The sequence below is a fragment of the Pseudoalteromonas sp. S1727 genome (assembly GCF_005886375.1).
GTDB classification, from domain to species: domain Bacteria; phylum Pseudomonadota; class Gammaproteobacteria; order Enterobacterales; family Alteromonadaceae; genus Pseudoalteromonas; species Pseudoalteromonas haloplanktis.
In genome coordinates this window covers 16,726-31,789 of sequence record NZ_PNDT01000013.1, presented here as the reverse complement: position 1 = coordinate 31,789, position 15,064 = coordinate 16,726, and the positions used below count along the sequence as shown (strand labels likewise).

At 41.2% G+C, this 15,064-nt stretch carries 10 protein-coding genes; 7 read left to right on the top strand and 3 right to left on the bottom strand.

Features of this window, described 5'->3' with window-relative positions:
* The first annotated feature begins 83 nt into the window (after window positions 1-83).
* Window positions 84-2,279, top strand: a complete 2,196-nt coding sequence (locus CWB85_RS05075) for a winged helix-turn-helix domain-containing protein (protein WP_138554301.1) — start codon at window positions 84-86, stop codon at window positions 2,277-2,279.
* Between the two features lie 85 nt (window positions 2,280-2,364).
* Here the strand turns inward: CWB85_RS05075 and CWB85_RS05070 are convergent, their stop codons facing one another.
* Together CWB85_RS05070 and uvrA are read right to left on the bottom strand one after the other, a co-directional pair.
* Window positions 2,365-3,426 (bottom strand): hypothetical protein, encoded by a 1,062-nt coding sequence (locus CWB85_RS05070; RefSeq protein ID WP_138554300.1) that lies wholly within the window; start codon window positions 3,424-3,426, stop codon window positions 2,365-2,367.
* Between the two features lie 12 nt (window positions 3,427-3,438).
* Complete coding sequence (gene uvrA / locus CWB85_RS05065) at window positions 3,439-6,258, bottom strand: excinuclease ABC subunit UvrA (RefSeq protein ID WP_016709519.1); 2,820 nt, start codon at window positions 6,256-6,258, stop codon at window positions 3,439-3,441.
* 165 nt (window positions 6,259-6,423) lie between these two features.
* Here uvrA and CWB85_RS05060 point away from each other — a divergent pair, with 165 nt between their 5' ends.
* From CWB85_RS05060 to CWB85_RS05040, 5 genes are all read left to right on the top strand, one after another.
* The gene (locus CWB85_RS05060) at window positions 6,424-7,791 is read left to right on the top strand and encodes an MFS transporter (RefSeq protein ID WP_138554299.1); all 1,368 of its coding nucleotides are present in this window, start codon (window positions 6,424-6,426) and stop codon (window positions 7,789-7,791) included.
* 20 nt (window positions 7,792-7,811) lie between these two features.
* On the top strand, window positions 7,812-8,510 hold the full coding sequence (gene ssb / locus CWB85_RS05055; RefSeq protein WP_016709517.1) for a single-stranded DNA-binding protein: 699 nt from the start codon (window positions 7,812-7,814) through the stop codon (window positions 8,508-8,510).
* A gap of 201 nt (window positions 8,511-8,711) precedes the next feature.
* Window positions 8,712-9,428, top strand: coding sequence for an arsenical resistance protein ArsH (gene arsH / locus CWB85_RS05050; RefSeq protein WP_138554298.1), 717 nt, complete (start codon window positions 8,712-8,714; stop codon window positions 9,426-9,428).
* Window positions 9,429-9,457: 29 nt separating this feature from the next.
* Window positions 9,458-9,883 carry an arsenate reductase (glutaredoxin) gene (gene arsC / locus CWB85_RS05045; protein ID WP_138554297.1) on the top strand — a complete coding sequence of 142 codons (426 nt, stop codon included), beginning with the start codon at window positions 9,458-9,460 and terminating at the stop codon, window positions 9,881-9,883.
* A gap of 153 nt (window positions 9,884-10,036) precedes the next feature.
* Window positions 10,037-11,839, top strand: a complete 1,803-nt coding sequence (locus CWB85_RS05040) for an EAL domain-containing protein (protein WP_016709509.1) — start codon at window positions 10,037-10,039, stop codon at window positions 11,837-11,839.
* A 4-nt stretch (window positions 11,840-11,843) separates the two neighbouring features.
* Here CWB85_RS05040 and CWB85_RS05035 read toward each other — a convergent pair whose 3' ends face one another.
* Window positions 11,844-12,740 (bottom strand): 1-aminocyclopropane-1-carboxylate deaminase/D-cysteine desulfhydrase, encoded by an 897-nt coding sequence (locus tag CWB85_RS05035; protein ID WP_138554296.1) that lies wholly within the window; start codon window positions 12,738-12,740, stop codon window positions 11,844-11,846.
* A gap of 248 nt (window positions 12,741-12,988) precedes the next feature.
* Between CWB85_RS05035 and CWB85_RS05025 the strand changes: the two genes are divergently transcribed.
* Window positions 12,989-15,013, top strand: a complete 2,025-nt coding sequence (locus CWB85_RS05025; protein WP_016709507.1) for an SUMF1/EgtB/PvdO family nonheme iron enzyme — start codon at window positions 12,989-12,991, stop codon at window positions 15,011-15,013.
* Window positions 15,014-15,064: the final 51 nt, after the last annotated feature.

Below are 15,064 nucleotides of genomic sequence, written 5' to 3'. Positions count from 1 at the left end.
CTTATATTGCAATATAAGGTTTAACTACATAAATAATCGTCCCTGTGCTAGGGTTAGTAGATACAAAAAAAGAAATAAGCCTTATGAATTATCAAATCGGACCTTGGCAATTTATTAAAAACCGTTGTGTGGTTGTTGCAGGTAATATAGAACGAGAGTTAGATCCGTTACTTGTTAAATTACTAATGCACTTTATTAGTAAGCCTCAGCAGATCATTGCCCGTCAAGAATTAGTAGAGCAGGTTTGGCAGCAAAGTTTTGTTGATGACAATGCGATTAATCGTGCAATCTCAGAGCTACGCAAGCAACTTTCTCACCCTATTGAAAAAGCCCCATTATTAAAAACTCATTATCGCAAAGGTTATAGCTTGACTGTGGTTGCCACGCCACTAGCTGTAAATGAACCACAGCATCAGCCGAACGCTATGACCTCTATTGATCATGTTCGTGAGGTAAGTCTTAATGCGACAAATGTAAGTGATATAAAGAGCGACTCAGAAATTGCCCCTGTGGTGCTTGCAGAAAGTAGTACTAGTAGCCAAGTAATAGCGACAAGTTACACTAAATCAAAACAATTTTACGTAGTTGCTGGCGTGTTGTTACTTGTTCTGATTACTGTAATTGTCAGTTGGCTGGTGATGAACAACACAAAGCAGCATCCACCTGAGCAAGGTGAGATCATAAAAACAACCGCAACAATTATTCCAAGCACATGGAATGTAGGTGCAGAAGCGGTGCCAGTTCTTTCTTTTGATAAGCAATATTTGGCCTACAGTAATACTGATTTAACTACTCAGCAACCCCATGCCTTTGTTAAGCGTATCGCCGATCAACGAGAAATAGAGTTGCATTACCAAGACTTCAATGTCTCTATTTTGTCATGGCAGCTTAAGCAGCATAGTGTATTGTTGCAGGCAACAAAATTATCTGAGCAGCAATGCTTAATGGTACTGGTTGATATTAGTGACTTTTTAAATCCTACCGCGGGGCGGGTTATTCGTGAGTGCGACTTACGTTATACCGGTTATGCGCAACTGGATGAAAGTGGTACATTCTTATATTTCAGTGAATTTAAAGACAAGCAAGGTGGCGCAGGGCTTTTACGCTATAACACTCACACTAAGAAAGAAACCACTTTAGTTCCAAGCTCTGACATATTGTATGGGGTATTGATGCCGCGTATTTCATCATCAGGTAAATACATAGGCTATATTCAATCATTGCAAGGTCAGCCATTTTCCTTTTTTACTTACAACTTACAGACGACAGAGATAAAGCGCTTTTTTCAGGGGCAGTCAAAAGGAATTAGCTTTGCATTTGATTGGCTACCTAATGAAGAGCGTGTGTTTGTTTCAGAGTATGACCGCCTAACGACTATTAATGTTGTTGATGGTAGCCATACGGTTCGTGAAATATCACCTTACCTGTCGGCTTATTATATAGCGGCTCAATCCGCTAATAGTTTTTACTTTTCGCCAGCACAAACCCAGCAGCTGTCGATATTTAAAGTCACTGATTTATTTTCGTCACAGATGCAAGGGCATTATTTATACCAATCAGAAGGTAATAACTACAATGCATTGCCGCTGCTTAGTGGACAGCAAGCCAGCACATTGTTTATTTCTAGCCGCTCAGGTAATGGTCAAATTTGGCTCGAGCAAGGTGACCAACAAGTGCAAATAAGTAACTTCACCGCACAGCATGGTACGCCTGATTTTGGTTTTGTAAGAATGGCCAGTAATGGCAAGTTTTTATTACTCAAAATTAATGAACAGCTCAACTTTTTTGATATTGAAGCGAAAAAGCTGCATAGCATAGCGGAGTTAAAAGGATTAAAAGTTGCAAGCTACGCATGGTCTGATAATAACGAGCAAATATGGCTAATTGAACAGCAGGATAAACGTTATCAATTATGGCAATTTAATTTGTTAACCCGTGAATTGGCTAAGCGTAATGATATTGCCCCTTATGCATTACTTAACGATAACCAAGGGCGCAGTTATGCTGTCACCAACGATGAGCTGATCCGACTTGCGGATGATACACGTTGGCAGCTTCCTGATGCTGCCCGTAGTACCTCGTTTCATGCAATTAATGCCGAGTATTTATATATTAGTGATGGTATCTCGCGAGTAGCTCGCTTTAATTTAACCAGCCACGCACTTGAAGAAACGCATGTTGATTTCAAGTCGTTTGCCTTTAATGTCACCGATAATAATGAGCTGCTATTCAATCGCCGAGATGTGAAAGATACACAAATAAAACTAGTCAGTTGGTAGGATTTAGCTGCCTGACACATATAGATATAACTAAAGCCGTGCTTGATTTAACAAGCGCGGCTTTACTTTTTGGGTTGGTAGCTAGCTACTGCGGTGCCTTTATTCCTGCGGAGTCACAGGCTTTTACTGTAAAGCTATAGCCATAGGGTTTGCTGTTATCTAAGGCTATTTCGACAATTTCGTAATCATTTAATTCGACAACTTTGGTATTTGTGGATTTTTTACAGCGTGAGTAGCTATTTGCTTCAAAACTGTAAGCAAAGATCGCGATTAGGCGCTTACTGCGTTCAAAATAGCCTTTAGTATCAAGGAAAGAATAGACAGCATTAGAAATATCGGTATCGCCTTCTGAAGTCGCGTCGAGAGTGATTAGCGGCTGCTTGTCAGTTTCTTGTTCAGACTCAGTTTGTTGTTGTATTTTTTCTGATATTTGCTCTATCGCTTGCTCTTGTTGTGCTTTTGGCTTGGTAGATAATTGCTGACTTTGAGAAAAGGTGGTTGTTATATCATCAATAACTTCGGTTGTGGGCTTACCATCAACAAACGAAAATATATTTAGGATCACCACGCTTGCAAGTACGAAGCGCAGTAGAGCTGTTAATAAAGGTGAATAACTCTGTGTGATGAATTTGATGCGATCAGAACCAAAAGGTTTGATCAACAACAGGGCGAGAATATACAGAGGTAAAAGTAATTGCAGGGCAAGTAATGTGGCAAGAGTGATCCCCAGTGCCCATGGCGGTAAATAAATTAAGGTTGCAAAATTATGAGTGTAATTTAACTGGCTCGCCGACACCATAGTGACTTCGTTAACAATACCGCTAGCGCTGGCGAGCACAAAGTTGGCTATCGTTGCGTAAAAAATTAGTATCAGTGCTTTACCGGCAAGTGAATGCCAGAGATGATTAAACTTAGGCCAAAACTCAACGATTAAAGCAATAATACTCAAGGCCGTGCAAAGCCAACCTGATTGCAACACAACGAGGCTGGCCAATGCGAGTAAATACAGTTTTTGTGCGGTACTTAAATTAAACCAAATAGCTTGGCCGCGCTTAAAAATACGCTTTGCTTGCACTTGCCAACTCGCGTGTTGTTGCTTGAGCTGTTTATTAGCACGCCATTTGATTATTTTTAGATACCGTTGCACATTTTTCCTAACTTATAAAAGCGGCTTTAAGTAATGACCAGTATGTGAGCGCTCACATTCAGCCACTTCTTCCGGCGTGCCTGCAATGAGAATTTCACCACCACCCGCGCCACCTTCAGGGCCTAAATCAACAATCCAATCAGCGGTTTTGATCACATCAAGGTTGTGCTCAATCACCACAATGGTATTACCGTGGTCACGTAAGCGATGCAATACAACTAACAACTGCTCGATGTCAGCAAAATGCAAGCCTGTGGTTGGTTCATCCAAAATATACAAGGTTTTGCCAGTGTCACGCTTGGATAGCTCGCGGGCAAGTTTAACTCGCTGTGCTTCACCACCAGAGAGTGTGGTAGCTGCTTGGCCGAGGCGAATATATGACAAGCCTACATCCATCAAGGTTTTTAGCTTACGTGCAATCGCTGGGATTTTGTCAAAGTAGTCGTGTGCGTCTTCAACGGTCATCTCTAGCACTTGATGAATGTTTTTGCCTTTGTACTGTACTTCTAACGTCTCGCGGTTATAGCGTTGGCCTTTACAGACATCACACGGCACATAAACATCCGGTAAAAAATGCATTTCTACTTTAATTACGCCATCACCTTGGCAGGCTTCACAGCGCCCACCTTTAACGTTAAAACTAAATCGACCCACTTTATAGCCACGCGAACGTGACTCTTGAGTGCCGGCAAATAACTCACGAATACCGGTAAATATACCCGTATACGTTGCAGGGTTTGAACGCGGTGTACGACCAATTGGGCTTTGATCGATATCGATCACTTTGTCAAAGTGCTCAAGGCCTTTAATTTCTTTATATGGCGCAGCTTCTGCGGTGGTTGCACCATTTAACTCGGTATGCGCGAGCTTGAATAAGGTGTCGTTAATAAGGGTTGATTTACCAGAGCCAGATACGCCGGTAATACAAGTCATCAAACCAAAAGGAATTTTTAAATCAACATTCTTGAGGTTATTACCTGTCGCGCCAAATAGCTCTAGCCATTTGTCGTTAACTTTATGCCGAACGCTTGGCACTTCAATTTTACGTTTACCCGATAAGAACTGCCCAGTAACTGATTTTTCACTGGCTAAAATATCATCCCGCGTACCTTGAGCAATAACATAGCCACCATGCACACCAGCCCCAGGGCCAATATCAATAATGTGATCGGCAGCGCGTATCGCATCTTCATCATGTTCAACGACAATTACGGTATTACCGAGATCTCGTAAATGGATAAGCGTTTTTAACAGGCGGTCGTTGTCGCGCTGATGCAAACCAATAGAAGGTTCATCAAGTACATACATTACACCAACAAGACCTGCACCAATTTGGCTTGCTAAGCGAATACGCTGTGCTTCACCACCGGATAAAGTGTCAGCACTGCGTTCAAGAGATAAATAATTTAAACCAACATTAATTAAAAACGATAAACGGTCGCGGATCTCTTTGAGTATTTTTTCAGCAATTTGACCTTTTTGGCCGGTTAAGCTTAAACCTTCAAAAAAGTCCATGGCTTCACCAATACTCATGGTGGTTATTGCTGGCAGGTTGGTTTGTCCTATAAATACACTACGTGCTTCTTGGCGAAGGCGAGAGCCTTTACAGCTAGGGCAGGCTTGACTGGTTTGGTATTTAGCGAGTTCTTCGCGTACCGAGTTTGACTCAGTCTCACGATAGCGACGGTTCATATTATTGAGCACGCCTTCAAACTCATGGTTACGCGTTATTAAATCACCACGATCGTTGCGATAGTTAAATGCAATTTTAGTGCTGCCAGAGCCCTCTAAGATAATCTTTTTAGCCTCTTTACTTAGCTCTTGGAACGGCACTTCCAAATCAAATTTATAATGTTCAGCAACCGCTTGCAGCATTTGAAAGTAGTAAAAGCTGCGTTTATCCCAACCTTTAATTGCCCCACCAGATAAACTGAGTTCCGGGTTTTGAATAACGCGGTTAGGATCGAAATACTGTCTTACCCCTAAACCATCACAGCTTTGACATGCGCCAGCAGGGTTATTAAATGAGAATAACCGTGGCTCAAGCTCAGTCATCGCGTAGCCACAGGTAGGGCAGGCAAAGTTTGCTGACAGTAATAATTCTTCAGCATTTGCATCATCCATTGAGGCTATGGTAGCCACACCTGCAGAAAGCTCTAATGCGGTTTCAAACGACTCAGCTAAACGCTGTTGTAAGCCATCTTTTACTTTAAAGCGGTCTACAACCACTTCGATGGTGTGCTTTTTGTGTAGCTCTAAGGTCGGTGGATCGGAAAGATCGCATACTTCACCATCAATACGGGCGCGAATGTAGCCTTGACTGGCTAACTGCTCTAATAACTTAACATGCTCACCTTTACGCTCTTTTACTACCGGAGCCAGTAGCATCAGTTTGCTACCTTCAGGGAATGCCAAGACAGTATCGACCATTTGGCTAATTGTTTGTGCTGCTAGTGGTAAATCGTGAGTAGGACAACGTGGCTCACCTACCCGAGCAAACATTAAACGCAAATAGTCATAAATTTCGGTAATGGTACCAACGGTGGAGCGAGGATTATGTGACGTTGATTTTTGCTCAATTGAAATTGCCGGTGACAGCCCTTCAATATGATCAACATCAGGTTTTTCCATTAAAGATAAAAATTGTCTGGCATAAGCCGATAAAGATTCTACATACCGACGTTGCCCTTCTGCATATAAGGTATCAAATGCCAAAGACGATTTACCTGAACCAGATAGGCCGGTGATAACAATTAATTTATCACGGGGAATGGTTAGGCTGATGTCTTTTAAATTGTGCGTGCGGGCGCCTCGGACTTCAATGTTTTCCATGCTATCTCGTTTCATTACCAAATTGATTTACTGAGTATCTCATAATACGCAGCAAGATTAATCCTTGATCAATGAAAAAATCATCAGTTTGAAACGATTATTTCTTGTTAAGCTTGTGCTAGAATCCCTGCTCGAATTTTAATAGACAGCAAGAACACGCGAATCATGACAGCATCTTCACTTAATTCACGAGAAAAACGCGCCGCAGTATCGCTCGCGAGTGTGTTTGCATTTCGTATGCTTGGCTTATTTATGTTAATGCCTGTGCTGGCAATTTACGGACAAGATTTAGCTGGATTTTCACCGTTATGGATTGGTATTGCGATTGGTGCTTATGGCTTAACGCAAGCGGTGTTGCAAATCCCTATGGGTTGGCTATCAGATAAAATTGGCCGTAAAAAAGTTATTGTAGGTGGTTTGTGTGTGTTTGCGCTAGGGTCAGTTATTGCTGCAACCGCAGATTCTTTACAAATGGTAACCGTTGGGCGAGCTTTGCAAGGAATGGGGGCGATTGCCAGTTCATTGCTGGCGTTTGCATCCGATCTTAGCCGTGATGAGCAACGACCAAAAGTGATGGCTGTTATAGGTATGAGTATCGGCATGAGCTTTGCTGTTGCTATGTTACTAGGCCCTATGGTCGCTGCGGCTTGGGGTATTGCTGGAATTTTTTGGTTGACGGCAGCGCTGGCTATTCTTGGTATTTTTATTATATTATTCTTAGTACCCAAAGCGGTTAATAAAGCGCCCAAAGGCGATACCCTAGCCAGCTTTACAGATATTAAAAAACTAATTAAACACCCACAGTTAGCACGTTTAGATGTGGGGATTATGTTGCTGCACTTAACCCTAACCACTATTTTTGTGGCGCTACCTGGTCAATTAATTGCTAATGGCCTTGTTGCATCAGCACATTGGCAAATATATATCCCAGTGTTGATTTTTGGCTTTTTGTTAATGGCGCCGATGATGATCATCGCCATTCGTAAAGAAAAAGAAAAGCAGGCCTTTATCGCATCAATTGCTTTGTTAATACTGAGTATGACTGCAATGGCGTTATGGGTTGATAGTATTTTAGGTATGGCATTATGTATGTTGGCCTATTTTGTGGCGTTTAATTTTCTAGAAGCGACTATGCCTGCATTAGTATCGCGTTTTTCACCAGCAAACCAAAAAGGTTCGGCGATGGGAGTATTTTCATCTGGGCAATTTTTTGGGGCATTTTTAGGTGGTATTTTAGGAGGTTACGTTGCGCAATCAACAACAGCACAAGCAGTGTTTGCCGCAGCCGCAGTTGTTGGGTTAATATGGCTTATCCTTGCGTGGAATATGCAAGTCCCGCCAAGAAGTAAAATGATAAGCTTAATGACTGAATTAAGTAACGAGCAGCAAGCGCAAACCCTTGCTTCTCGTTTAGTTGCTTTACCAGGTGTAATTGAAGCAACGGTAGTATGCGATGAAAATCGTAGCTATTTAAAGATTAATGATAAAGAATTTGACCTAGACCAAGCCCGTAAAGTGGCTGGTTTAATATAACGTTTATAGGAGAAAGGTCCATGGCACGCGGTGTGAACAAAGTAATCTTGGTTGGTAATTTAGGTCAAGATCCAGAAGTACGTTATATGCCTAATGGCAATGGTGTAGCGAATATTACCTTAGCAACGTCTGATAGCTATAAAGATAAAAACACCGGTCAAATGGTTGATAAAACAGAATGGCACCGTGTGGTATTTTTTGGCAAATTGGCTGAAATTGTCGGCGAATATTGCCGTAAGGGATCACAAATTTACGTTGAAGGTAAATTACAAACACGTAAATGGACCGACCAACAAGGCCAAGAGAAATACACCACTGAGATCGTAGTAGACGGCTTTACAGGGCAAATGCAAATGCTAGGCGCACGTGGTGGCGATCAGCAAGGTGGTGGCTACCAAGGTGGTCAACAACAAAGCCAAGGCGGCCAATCTCAAGGTGGTTACGGCCAACAGCAAAGCGCTCCACAAGGTGGTGGTTATCAACAAAGTGCACCACAACAAAGTGGTGGTGGTTATGCGCCTGCTCCACAACAAGCTCCTGCCGCTCGCCAGCAGCCAGCTCCGCAACAGAATAATCAATACCAAAGTGGTGGCTATGCTCCACAAGGTGGCGGCCAACCACAAGGCGGTTTTGCACCTAAACCACAAAATGCCCCACAAGGCGGCGCATCAAATCCAATGGAACCACCCATTGACTTTGATGACGATATCCCGTTTTAATTCAAGACAAAAAACAAAATGTTGAAAAATACTCCTGAAAGCCGCTATTAAGCGGCTTTTTTGATTTTTGTTAGGCAGTTTTTGTGACTATAAGCAATTTTATACTGAATAAACTTTGACTTTAATTAATTTACATGTGAAATTTCATATATTCGATATTTCATATGTTTGGTCTGCGCATTTTATTAGGAGTTAGAGTAAATGGCACATAAAGTTGAGTTACCAAATCTAGAGCAAGTACATAGTCATGTTCCGGCTGCTGGCGCCTTTAATTTAAATTTTTCTGCGCATAAGCCAAAAATTTTATTGTTATATGGCTCTTTAAGAGAGCGTTCATACAGTAAGCTGGTTATTGAAGAGAGTGCGCGACTACTCACGCATTTTGGCGCTGAAGTGAAAGTTTTTGACCCGCAAGGTTTACCGCAAACCGACAGTGAAGATGAGTCACACCCTAAAGTACAAGAATTACGAGATTTAATGCTGTGGTCAGAAGGGCAAGTGTGGTGCTCGCCTGAACGCCATGGCGCTATGACCAGTGTATTTAAAAATCAAATTGATTGGGTGCCATTGAGTTTAGGGGGCGTGCGACCTACGCAAGGAAAAACCTTGGCTGTGATGCAGGTTTGTGGTGGCTCTCAATCTTTTAATGTCGTGAATCAGTTACGTGTTCTAGGTCGCTGGATGCGCATGGTTACAATCCCTAACCAATCATCTGTAGCAAAAGCCTACTTAGAATTTGACGAAGATGGTCGTATGAAACCGTCGGCTTTTTATAATCGTATTGTGGATGTGATGGAAGAGCTCATTAAATTTACTTTGTTATTACGCGATCAAAAAGACTACTTTGTCGATAGATACTCGGAGCGAGTTGAATCAGCTGAGCAGTTAAGTGAACGTGTAAATCAACGGTCTATTTAATCAGTAAATATATAGTCGAGGAGCTTGTTATGGTTGTAATTCATCATAATCCAGATTGTGGTACATCAAGAAATGTATTAAGGCTAATTAAGGCGTCAGGTTATGAACCTGTGGTAATTGAATATTTAAAATCAGGCTGGACTAAACCGCAACTCCTTGCTTTGTTTGCTGCGGCAGATTTAACCCCGAAAACAGCGCTTAGAGTCACTAAATCACCGGCTAAAGAATTAGGCTTATTAGATGACAACGTGTCTGATGAGCAAATTCTAGATGCAATGCTCGTGCATCCGATTTTAGTGAATCGCCCCATCGTTTGTACTGCAAAAGGAGTGAAATTAGCACGCCCGAGCGAAGCGGTATTAAGCTTACTTGATAATTGGCCACAGTGCGCATTTTACAAAGAAGATGGTGAAATGATTATTGACCAATACGGCAAACTTATCTCTGGGTGTTAAGCAAAGCACCTTCACTTAATTATAAGTACAGGCTGATTGTTGCCAAGGCATGAAATTTACCCTAAGGCTTAGTAATTAAAATTACGAAAGTTTTTTATTTTAAATGCTGGGTAACATTTTAAGTCTGCTCTCAGCCTTGTGTTTATAAGGATCTTGAACAACACTTTAGCTATTAGTACAAACAGCGTAACAGCCATGGTGACTCAATTTAACAATGCACAAGTACGGATGCTAAGTATTTATGTGATTGCTTTTATGCTTTTACTAACCGTATTTAATCTCTTACTTGGAGAGATATTGCATCAAAAAGTACATCTCGAAGGCAGCCAATTAGCCAAGCAAGTGTATAATTTAAAGCTGGAGCAAACCGCAGATAGGGAGATAATTGCAGCTCTTGCAGATGATCATGGTTTCATGCTTGAACCAGGGAGTATGCCGTTTCATTTTTCAGCTTTTATGGCGGAAGATAGTGAGATTTTTAATTATAAAACGGTTAGTTTAAAGCTTTACCATTGGCCTTTTTGGGTTGTAGAAAGCCACTTATTTATTTTACTTAACTTAGTTATGATAGGTGCGGCGATCTGGGGCTACCGCTGGTGGCGAGTGCTTTTTAGGCGCCATGATAGTGCTGATGAGGTTTCGCCACAAATCGGCAATACGCAATTTACAAGTGCCAAAAGCACTCAACAAACCACCGTTAAGGTATCACATCATGATATGGCAGTTGGCAGCACAAAAGCACTGATACCTAAACAACAAGCGACAACAGGGGAAAACCCAGCAATCACGGGCATGTATGGGATTCAAAGTAACCATCAGCATCTTTTTGCGTTACTTTACTGCGCGCAACCATTTCCTGACAACGTTGATTTAGAACGTCATTTCAAACTTATAATGGTTAAAGGTTTTAAAGAGCTATCTCGGGTATCTGTAAAGTTATTGTCTTCTGGAGGCTTGGCAATTACCCTAGAAAATATACCTCAAGCCGAAATTGATACTTACACAAAGCGATTACATCAAACTATTTACCAAGCATCTTTGCCTTATCGTGGTGATTTATCCCGTAAAGAAATAAAAATAGGCGTATGTAATTACCGTGATGGTGCTGACCAAACCATAGTGTATCAATTAACAAAATCGGCACTTACACTCGCAAAGCAAAGTGCGTGGCAACATATTCATCGTGTGCCATTTAACTACACGCGATCCACAGTATTAGCAAATAGTTTTGAAAACCTTGCTGACTACATTGGAAAAAAGAAGTTTATGTTGTTTTTTCAACCACTGTTTGAGTTTGCCAGTGGTGATATATTACAGCATGAAGCTTTAATTCGTGTACGTCATAAATCACTTGGTATGTTGTCGGCTAAGCAGTTTATCCCACAGTTGAAAAGTGATGACGCAATTACCTTGTTAGATAAAACAGTATTAGATCAGGTTATTAAGTTATTAAAGAGTGAACCAAGCCCTTTAACCGTAAGTATTAATCTGCATGCTTTAAATTGGTTTGATGATGATTACTGGCATTGGTTTGGTAAGCGAATGGGTAATATTAAGGCTGCAAACAAGTTGCAGTTTGAAATATCTGAAGTGGACTTTTATCAACACCTGCAGCTGTTGAAGTTTGCCTTTAGCAGGATCGAATTAGTTGGTAGCTCGGTGTTAATTGATAATGTTTCATCGAGCAGTAAAGTCACTTTATTAGATAAGTATAAAGTGATTAAAGGCTTAAAGTTGAGCTACGACTTAATTCATAATATTGATAAAAATATAACGCAGCAAAAGCAGGTGCGCCAAATAGTTACCAAAGCGGAACGAGTCAACTTACCTGTATACGGGGTTGGTGTTGAGACTCAACAAGAACTTAATATGCTGAAAAAGCTCGGCGTTGTTGGCGCGCAAGGATTTTATTTTACAGAGCCTTTGCAAGAGTTTACCAATGTAACGGTAAATTGATTTTTTATATAAGCTGGCGATAGCGCAGTCCATCTAATCCCTGTAATCCTCCAGTGTGAATGGCAATGATCCGGCTACCTTCAGGAAAATAATCTTGTTCTATTAATTGCCATAAAGCGTACATCATTTTACCTGAGTAAATTGGCTCTAAAGGTAATTGATGTTGGCTTTGCATCATTAAACAAAATTGCCAAAGTTCAGAGCTAAATTTACCATAGCCACCATCATGAAACTGGGTGAGTAATTGCCAGTTCTGCTGTTGTGCTGCAATTGGACTTAGCGATTTTATTTCATTAATTAAATACTCAGCTTGCTTTAATACCGCAACTCCTAAAATCTGCGTGCTGTTATCGCAGCCTTCAGTTAACCCTGCCAGCGTGCCGCCACTACCAGTTGGGCATATTACGAAGTCAGCTTGTGGTAATGACTTAGCAAGTTCACTGCATCCTTGTAGTGCAGCCTTGTTCGTCCCGCCTTCTGGCAATATGTAAGCATTGGGGAAGCGTGCTTGTAATTGCGCTAAATAATCAGGGTTTTGGCGCTCACGATACTCTAGTCGAGTAACTGGATGTAATTGCATCCCGCATTGTTTGGCAAATTGTAAGGTCGGGTTTTGCCAGTCAAGTTCAGGTCCACGAATGATGCCATGGGTTTTAATATTAAAGTGTTTTCCGGCTGCTGCACAGGCATGGATATGATTTGAAAAAGCACCACCAAAAGTAACGAGCTCGGTTTTTCCTTGCGCTTGCATAGCCATGAGGTTGTATTTAAGTTTACGCCATTTATTACCACTTATAAGTGGGTGTAGTTGATCGTCTCGTTTTACTGATAATGATATTTTTTTTTCACTCAGCAATGGGCAAGTGATTTTTTGTAATGCAGACTCAGCTAGTAAATTCACAGTGGTAACTTAAAGTAAATGGGAAGATAAGATTAACAAATTAGGCAAGAACAGGAAAATGATTCAGAAAATAAGCTGTTTTCAGGCAATGAATCGGTTATTTACTGGCAAGACTAGTGTGAATAGTTGTAAACTCAGATAATTTTTGAACAAAGCTTGTGTTTTGCCTTGCAAGTACATAGCATAAGAGTTTAATTATAAAAAATAAATAATGACCAAATAATTGCCGCTTTTTGGGAATGGAATATATGCGAATTGCTCCTTTATCTCTATTAATTTCAGCTAGCTTGTTTGCATCAAGTGCATTTGCACAAGATACAGCCACGGTTACTGGAATTGAATCTGAGATTAGTATTAAACAAGCTGAATACGATAACGCTACACAGATACTTGAAAAACACTTAAAAGAAGAAAGTCAGTTACAAAGCCAACTAGATTTATTACGAACTCGTTCAACTGAGTTAGATAAAGAAAAAAATCAAGCGCTTGATGCCATGAATGAAATGTATCGTCGTTTAATTGACGATCCCACTATTGATATCAGTGCTGCACAAGCGCGTTATCAGCAGGCTGTGGTTGATCATAAGCAAAATAAAGATGATATCGCGATGCAGTTGGCGGCAATTGCATCCCACCGCAAAGACATTGAACAAATTCGCGTAGCAAAACATACCCAGTTAAATACACTCGAAAGCTTAAAAGAGCAATTAACAACGGCTCGAGTTGAGCGCTTACGCAACGAATTTACTCGTGAAGGTACATTGGAAGTTAACCATACTATCAACTGTAAACGTACCGAAACGTTAGCAGCGTGTGAGCAACGCGGCCAGCAAATGGGCCTACAAAAAGCAACCAAACGCTTTGTTGACCAAATATTTGCTAACTTAACAGAAGAGCGCTTAGTAGAGCCTAAACGCAATATGGCGGGTGCTCAGGTACAAGTGTTAAGTAGTCATGTGGTTAATAGTGCCTTTAGTGGCCAAGGTAATTACAACGTAAACTTAAGTGTTACTATGCGTGGTGATGTAAACAGCAGCCGTTTATGCAGTTTATTAAGTGTTGATAATCGTTACTGTTCAGAGTACGGCACACCACTTAGCACTGGTTATCAAACAAGTTACGATACGACTTTTACAGATAGTCAGTTAACATTCAGTGATAGCAAGGATAATGCGAATGTTTCGGTGTCGCGTATGAGTGAGCAACCGATACGCGATTATTCAGTTAAGCCTATGCCAATGCCAACGGTTAAGCCGCAGGCAGATGCCAATAAAATGATTGAATTTACACTGCGTTCAAATGTTTATGACGATGAAGTGTTTATTGATGGCGTGAGCTTTGGTTCAACACGGTTGGTAACGACTTTACCAAGTGGTATTCATGATGTTGAAGTGCGTAAACAAGGGTATCAGCCTTATCGCGTTCGAGTTGATTTACGAAAGCCGCAGACAATTCACGCTAAGCTGGTAAAAAAGCCTGAGTCGATTGCTGCACCGACATACACTAGCGAGCAACGTAATACGACACCGGTGGCCAGTACTGCATTAGGTGATAATGCCGCTGCTGCGATGGTTGTAATTCCAGCTGGTAAGTTTGAAATGGGTGATATCAACGGTAATGGGCTGGCTAATGAGCGCCCAGTTGTTGAGAAAGTAATAGCAAACTCATTCGCTATGCAAAATAAAGAAGTGACTGTGGGTGCTTATCAGCAGTTTGTTTCTAATACGAATTATAAAACCGAAGCTGAGCGTAATCGTGGTTGTGCTTATTACTTAAATGGCGAACCCGTTTGGGAAGTTAATTTAAATTGGCGTAATCCAGGTTTTGAGCAAAGCAGTGACTTTCCTGCAGTGTGCTTAACTTACAATGATGCCAAAGCGTACGCTGAGTGGTTGTCTGGTCAAACAGGTCAACAATATCGTTTACCAAATGAAGTTGAGTGGGAGTATGCAGCACGCGCTGGTACGAAAACTGAATACCCATGGGGTAACGAAATAGGTAAGAATTTAGCCAATTGTGGTTGGTGTGGTAGTGAATGGTCAAATAAAAGTGCAGCGCCAACAGGCTCGTTTGCACCTAATGCATTTGGCCTCTATGACACGGTAGGAAATGTATGGGAATGGACTCATAAGTCAGCTGAACAATCGGATGTAACTGTTCGTGGTGGGGCGTGGAATTTTGCGCCAAGTTTAGCTCGTGCCTCAACGCGTTTGATTTTGGCGCCGGACTTTCGTGCAAACTATATCGGTTTTCGTCTAGTACGCGAACGATAAAAAATAATTTAAAAAGGAAGCAATGCTTCCTTTTTTAACTAATTAACAAAG

What these genes read in the sequence shown, in the direction of transcription:
- CWB85_RS05075 (WP_138554301.1), top strand. Translation starts at nt 84, where the DNA reads ATGAATTATCAAATCGGACCTTGGCAATTTATTAAAAACCGTTGTGTG.
- uvrA (WP_016709519.1), bottom strand. Translation starts at nt 6,258, where the DNA reads ATGGAAAACATTGAAGTCCGAGGCGCCCGCACGCACAATTTAAAAGAC.
- CWB85_RS05060 (WP_138554299.1), top strand. Translation starts at nt 6,424, where the DNA reads ATGACAGCATCTTCACTTAATTCACGAGAAAAACGCGCCGCAGTATCG.
- ssb (WP_016709517.1), top strand. Translation starts at nt 7,812, where the DNA reads ATGGCACGCGGTGTGAACAAAGTAATCTTGGTTGGTAATTTAGGTCAA.
- arsH (WP_138554298.1), top strand. Translation starts at nt 8,712, where the DNA reads ATGGCACATAAAGTTGAGTTACCAAATCTAGAGCAAGTACATAGTCAT.
- arsC (WP_138554297.1), top strand. Translation starts at nt 9,458, where the DNA reads ATGGTTGTAATTCATCATAATCCAGATTGTGGTACATCAAGAAATGTA.
- CWB85_RS05025 (WP_016709507.1), top strand. Translation starts at nt 12,989, where the DNA reads ATGCGAATTGCTCCTTTATCTCTATTAATTTCAGCTAGCTTGTTTGCA.